We start from the raw sequence: 1,050 nt of genomic DNA on the forward strand, positions 1-1,050 counted from the left end.
ACGGCTTCAATACAGCAATAACGGCAATCCAATTAATAAGAAGAAACTGCAAGAGCTTTGCGGAATGTCGCGCGCCCGCTTCTCCGAGTTTTATAAGCGACTAGAAGAAGCGGAGATTTTGCGACATGACAAGGCGACAGGAGACATTTTTATGAGCCATGACGTTATCTATCGCGGCGACCTTAAAGAAATCGGCGCAGACATTAGCGACTTAGAGCATACGCGAGTATTCCGCTCGACGGTTCGCCGCTTGTATGAGGATTTCGGCGGCAGGAAGCTCAAGCAATTGGGGCTTATCTATTCAATATTGCCGCTTATAAACGTTCAAACGAATATCGTTGCGTTCAATCCCGAAGAGAAACTATCGGAGCGGTTGCGTCCAATGAGCGTCAGCAAGCTCGCAATGGTTCTCGAATATGAAGACCCGCAGAAACTAAAGACGGCGCTCAATGCGTTAAAAGTTGACGGCAAGCCTGTGATTCTCTTTGCAGATGACCCTTACAATCGGCGAGAAAAAAGAATCGTAGTCAATCCGAAAGTAGTATTCGGAGGCAATAACGAGGCTTTGCAAGCAATCAACGTCTTATTTAATCAATCATAAACAAGGAGGAAACACGCATGAAGAACACAGCGAAACAACCGAAACAAATTCACCTAACGAAAGAAAACGTCTATCGCTTACGCCAATTCCACGCAATGAGCTTGAAAGAGTTTGCCGCAAAAGTTGGCGTTAGCTTCGTATCTATTCATCGCATCGAAACCGGCGAGCTTAAAATTAGCGAGAAAATGAGCGCGCGCATCGTAGAAGCCTTTGCGCTAACGCCGAACAAGCTCCGCTCCGTTACGATTCACCACAAGAAGAATATCGAAGGATACAAAAACGAGGAGGGCGGCGCTAATGAATAATAGGTTGCAGGAACTAATCGCATATTTGCACGCGCTTGCTATTCTACGTAATGGCGGCACTAACTGCAATCGCGAAATTAATGAGCTTATGCAATTAATCAATGCGGAGCTTTTCGGAGCTACTGAATAAAATATGAAAGGAAA

General features: G+C 45.4%; 2 protein-coding genes and 1 pseudogene. All 3 read left to right on the forward strand.

Annotation, left to right across the window (positions count from 1 at the left end):
- Positions 1 to 601, forward strand: a pseudogene (locus MLE13_RS17795) (hypothetical protein); the annotation flags it as partial.
- Between the two features lie 17 nt (positions 602 to 618).
- Entirely contained in the window at positions 619 to 906 is a 288-nt protein-coding gene (locus MLE13_RS17800) for a helix-turn-helix domain-containing protein (RefSeq protein WP_240751104.1), read from the forward strand.
- Positions 899 to 1,036 carry a hypothetical protein gene (locus tag MLE13_RS17805; protein WP_240751105.1) on the forward strand — a complete coding sequence of 46 codons (138 nt, stop codon included), beginning with the start codon at positions 899 to 901 and terminating at the stop codon, positions 1,034 to 1,036. Before MLE13_RS17800 ends, MLE13_RS17805 begins: the two co-directional genes overlap by 8 nt.
- Positions 1,037 to 1,050 lie beyond the last annotated feature (14 nt).

The sequence above is a fragment of the Planococcus halocryophilus genome (genome assembly GCF_022489025.1).
Lineage (GTDB): Bacteria > Bacillota > Bacilli > Bacillales_A > Planococcaceae > Planococcus > Planococcus halocryophilus_A.